The sequence below is a fragment of the Aminiphilus sp. genome (assembly GCF_029975095.1).
Taxonomy (GTDB): domain Bacteria; phylum Synergistota; class Synergistia; order Synergistales; family Aminiphilaceae; genus Aminiphilus.
Window position 1 is genome coordinate 1 of sequence record NZ_JARKPW010000083.1, and the last position, 4,467, is coordinate 4,467.

General features: G+C 57.8%; 5 protein-coding genes, 1 tRNA gene and 1 pseudogene. 3 read left to right on the plus strand and 4 right to left on the minus strand.

Features of this window, described 5'->3' with window-relative positions:
- The 4 genes and pseudogenes from Q1K49_RS04965 to Q1K49_RS04980 form a co-directional block, all read right to left on the minus strand.
- A pseudogene (locus Q1K49_RS04965) lies at positions 1-204 on the minus strand (IS5/IS1182 family transposase); the annotation flags it as partial.
- 372 nt (positions 205-576) lie between these two features.
- Complete coding sequence (locus Q1K49_RS04970; protein ID WP_300523485.1) at positions 577-1,071, minus strand: peptidylprolyl isomerase; 495 nt, start codon at positions 1,069-1,071, stop codon at positions 577-579.
- A 20-nt stretch (positions 1,072-1,091) separates the two neighbouring features.
- Positions 1,092-2,363: a GNAT family N-acetyltransferase gene (locus Q1K49_RS04975; RefSeq protein ID WP_300523488.1), complete on the minus strand. Its 1,272-nt coding sequence runs from the start codon at positions 2,361-2,363 to the stop codon at positions 1,092-1,094.
- Between the two features lie 353 nt (positions 2,364-2,716).
- Positions 2,717-2,804, minus strand: a tRNA-Leu gene (locus tag Q1K49_RS04980).
- A gap of 497 nt (positions 2,805-3,301) precedes the next feature.
- Here Q1K49_RS04980 and Q1K49_RS04985 point away from each other — a divergent pair.
- The 3 genes from Q1K49_RS04985 to Q1K49_RS04995 form a co-directional block, all read left to right on the plus strand.
- Complete coding sequence (locus Q1K49_RS04985; RefSeq protein ID WP_300523491.1) at positions 3,302-3,721, plus strand: PaaI family thioesterase; 420 nt, start codon at positions 3,302-3,304, stop codon at positions 3,719-3,721.
- Positions 3,722-3,750: 29 nt separating this feature from the next.
- Entirely contained in the window at positions 3,751-4,206 is a 456-nt protein-coding gene (locus Q1K49_RS04990) for a DUF2703 domain-containing protein (protein ID WP_300523494.1), read from the plus strand.
- A gap of 64 nt (positions 4,207-4,270) precedes the next feature.
- A partial coding sequence (locus Q1K49_RS04995) for an ATP:cob(I)alamin adenosyltransferase (RefSeq protein ID WP_300523497.1) occupies positions 4,271-4,467 on the plus strand: 197 nt, incomplete at its 3' end.

Genomic DNA, 4,467 nt, shown 5'->3' on the forward strand with positions numbered 1-4,467 from the left:
CTGGAGAAAGTGGATCCGGAGCATTCTCTCCAGCCCTATGGGAGGACGCCCCTTTCCCTCTTTCGGCTAGAAGGGTTCGAGAAGAGAACAAAGCTCTTTCCAAGGGACGACCCGTTCCCTTTCGGCGAGAAAGAGTTCTCGTTTTGTGGGTTTTCGGTGTTTCTCGAACGAAATGGCCCTCGCGAAGGTTTTCTGTCGCTTCATCACACCTCAGCCCCCTGGAAAAAAGGTCGTACCGCAGAAATACCGCGGCTTTGGAATTTCTTTTACGGTCTCAAGGAAAAAACGGCGACATCCGCGCGGAGTTTTTCAGAGATTCCCTACGAGGTCTATATGGAGGCAATCGCACGGACACCGCTCGCGGATCTCCGCTATTCGGCCATATGCCTCTTCGGTCCGAGCAGACTCGTGAACAGCCTCGCGGGAGCGCTGCCGACGTTGAAATGACCTTGCGGCGGCCTGGATGGACGCTTTCGGTCGAAGCGCCTTCGCCAGAGCCGTCTTTCAGTCGGTGCAATGCACACGGCCCCCTTCTCGAAGAGAAGGGGGCCGTGTGCATTGCGGCAGAGCGAAAACCTACTCGATCACCGACGCCTTGAGGATCACCACCGGCTCCAGGGGAACGTCCTGAAAAAATCCGACGCTGCCGGTGTCCACGGTCTTGATGGCATCGACCACGTCTTTCCCCTCCACAACGCGGCCAAAGACGGCATACCCCCATCCCTGGACGTTCTGTGCCGTATGGTTGAGAAAAGCGTTGTCCTTGACGTTGATGAAGAACTGCGCCGTCGCCGAATGGGGATCCTTTGTCCGGGCCATGGCAACGGTGTAGGCCTCGTTCTTCAAACCGTTGTTCGCCTCGTTCTCGACAGGATCCCTGGTCGGCTTCTGCGTCATGGTCTCGTCGAAGCCGCCTCCCTGAATCATGAATCCGTCGATGACCCGATGAAAAACGGTGCCATCGTAGAACCCTTCCTTGACATACGCGAGAAAGTTTTCCGCCGTCTTCGGCGCCCTTTCCGCGTCGAGCTCCAGCACGATGTCTCCCTTACTCGTCTCCAGTCTTATCATCCGTCGATTCCTCCATTATCTCAATATTGCTCGTAGATCCAGGACCGTCGGGGCGGAAACAGCTCGTCGATCAACGATTCCGTCGGATCGGAAACCCGCCCCACCCGAGAACCTGTGTCAGAGAGCGCGGGGAAAATGTCCGGCCTTGTTTGCTGAAGCTCCCGCCAGGACCGATGCCCCAGGCAGAGCGACGGAAACAGCTCTCTGTGGACACAGAAATGGGCGGCACAAGGTTTTTCGTCCCCCGGGCGGATCTCCGTAAGCCGTCCTCCGCACCAGATCAGGTCCAGGCTCTCGTCGAAAAAGTCCAGGCGCAACGCACCGGAGTAGCCGGAAAAAAGCCCGCGCTCCAGACGTTTCTCCAGCACCGGTGCCAGATGCAGCAAAAACATGCGGTGATCGGGAATGAGAACCTGAAAGGCGTACATGCCCCCCAGGACCGCCCCCGACGCCAGAGCGATCCGCGAAAGAGGGGCGTCGGGATGCAGGTCGAGCCGGATGTAGGGCTTTCTCCGTTTCTCCGCGAGACGGCGGCAGTATCCCAGAAGCGCGGCCCCCATTTCCCAGGAAATCCCCTCACTGACCTCGCTCACGATGAGGCCGCTGCCGAACCCGAACCGGGGAAGACGAGCATATCCCTTTCGTCCCCCGGCGTCCTCGAAAATCAAAAACTCCGAGCCGTACTCCGTCTTCTGTCCGTCCGTGAGAAGATACGTCCAGTGTTCCGCGCCGCGAACGGCGGAGACGACATTGGCTCGGGCAAATGCCTCGTCCTCCTCCACCAAAAAGGGAATGTCCCCGATGCCGGCGGGACGAAACGTCACATTTCCCGGCTCTTCCTTCGCCACCGCATGGAGAGGAAGGTCGATGTGCGCGCACAAAGGCAGGGCATAGCGAAAACCCAACTTGTCATAGAAGCCGGGGATGCCCTGGATGACGACAAGATGGAAACCCTTCTCCCGAACCGCCTCCATGAACTCGGCGTGCAGGCGCCGCATCAGGCCCTGATTGCGGTGCGCCTCGCCGGTACCGACGATTCCCAGTTCGGCCACGTCGAGGACGACATTCTCCATCCTCCATTTCCACGGAATGAGCGCGCACCCCGCAGCGATCTCGCCGCTGGAATCCTCTTCCGCGAGAAACCACGAGCGCCCTTCCATCCGTGGAAAATGAAGAGCCAGGGATTCCGCAAAATCCCCCACCTTTTCGGGGTCGAAAATCTGGTTGAAAAAACGGCGAAGCCGGGGTCCGTCCTTTCGAAGGTCGGCGCCCTTGAACGTATATCGATTCATGACAACTGTGCTCCTTTTTTCGGTCCTTCACCCGTCATCGACGAGTGTTTGCAGAGGGGCTCACGCTTTCCTCGCGACCGAAACGGCGGCACTGCAACGATTTTTCGATTCCATCACGCAGAGGCCGCTTCGACCGCGCCTCCGCAAACACGCCTCACGTCCCCCTGAAGAGTGAACATCCACACACGCCCTTTCCGTGAAATCATCCCGCCAGTGGCGAAATCCGGACAATCATACCACAAAAGAAAACCCCTCCCGGACCTTTCGGGAGAGGCGGCCTCAATAAATGACCATTTCGGGAAAAGACTCACTTTGCTGAACAAAGACACTGACAAAGAAGCGATTTATCACTGTGGTGCCGGAGGGGAGACTCGAACTCCCACAGGGGGTGAACCCTGGCGGATTTTGAGTCCGCTGCGTCTACCATTCCGCCACTCCGGCTTTTTTTGATACGAAGGGATCATACTCGATTCCTCAAAACACGTCAAGGACACCGCCATGCACATCATTGACTTACAAAAGAGATCTTCGAAACGGTGACGCAGTCCGATAGAGTTTCCAGATGGGAGAGAAGGGTAACTTTTGAGGAAGCTCTGAATAAAGACCTTTTGCCTCCCTTCACTCGGGTCGCATCAGGCTCTGTGAGGCGCCCTGCAGAGCTGACGCAGCCTTATTCAGAGCTTCCTTGAAAAAAAGAAAGAAAGAGGAGGGGCGGAAGGGAAAGGCCTATGGCGAGTTTTCGCCCTTAAAAGCAGGAGCTTGCCATGTCGAGACTGCAGGAGGATCTTGCAGACCTCCGGAGCCGCTCTTCAACGGCAACGACGGAGACAACGATCGTCCCGACGGAACCTCATGGTCATTGCTGTTGACAAATCCAGTCCAGTCGGTAGTCTTGGGGTGTTCTCCGAAGAAACACCGAAGAACTGGAGGGTTTTTCCATGAAGGCATGCCTGAGAAGCCCCGGTTGCTTTGTCTGCGGAAGTGTCGAAAGCAACCCGAGGGCATTGGATCTCGCCATATTCTGGAACGAGGAGGAGCACCGCACGGAAATCCCCTTCAGAGCGGACGAAACGTGGTGCGGCTACAAAGGCGTCGTCCACGGGGGCATCCTCTCGGCAATCACCGACGACGCCATGGCCTGGGCTCTCCGAGAAACTTGGGCGGATTGGGGGTTCACCGGCTCGCTCTCCGTTCGTTTTCTGCGCCCGGTCATGGCAGGAATACCCTATACCGCTTTTGGCTGGGCGGAGGAGCGCCGGGGCAGAAAGGTCGCCACCAAAGCGCACATCCTGGCCGAGGATGGAACGATCCATGTGGAGGCCAAAGCTCTCTTCGTCATTCCCGAAAAAGGCGAATGACCGAACGGACCAATGAAGGAGGCTCTCTTGTGAGTGAAATCGTGATAACCCACTATACCCTTTCGGATGTTTCCTGCGAAAGCTGGAAAAAAACCGGGGAAACCCTGCGCAAACTCCATGATCAGATGGCCCCGCGTTTTCGCCTTATGGGCATGGAAGTGACCCTGCTGGAAAAGGAACTTTCCGGCACGGACGAGGAGACGGTACGCCGAGGCAATCTCGTCACCTTCACCTTGAACGAACTCGGCGGCCAAGAAATTCCTCTGGAGGATCTCATCGGTGCGGAGACATCCTTCGAGCCCTGCTCCTGCGGCGAGACGGCCACCACATGCCGCACGATACGGTACGAAGGTCACGGATACCAGGAAATTCCTTCGGGACTTCTTGCCGATGCCATGCTCCGGGCTTCCTTCAGCACTCTTGGAGGCGGATGCGGCAGCGGGTGCGAGAGCTGCGGAGGCGGGTGCGGCGGATGTGGCGCCTGAGGACTTCCGTTCGGAGGTCCTCAGATATCTGAAGTGTTCTCAAAAAACGGGGAGGTGAAACGGCATGTCGGAGGTATGGATCACCACCAAGGGCGGCGACAAGGGGGACACGTCCCTCGGAAGCGGCGAGCGGATCCCCAAAGATCATGTGCGGGTGGAAACCTACGGCACTCTCGACGAGTGCCAGGCCGCCCTCGGCATGGCCAGGGCACCCTGCTGCGACAAGGACATCGCGACGGAACTCTTCCGGCTTGAAGAGGA

Bases quoted from the DNA above. Each gene is read 5' to 3' on its own strand.
- Q1K49_RS04985 (WP_300523491.1), top strand. From the start codon at position 3,302: ATGAAGGCATGCCTGAGAAGCCCCGGTTGCTTTGTCTGCGGAAGTGTC.
- Q1K49_RS04970 (WP_300523485.1), bottom strand. From the start codon at position 1,071: ATGATAAGACTGGAGACGAGTAAGGGAGACATCGTGCTGGAGCTCGAC.
- Q1K49_RS04975 (WP_300523488.1), bottom strand. From the start codon at position 2,363: ATGAATCGATATACGTTCAAGGGCGCCGACCTTCGAAAGGACGGACCC.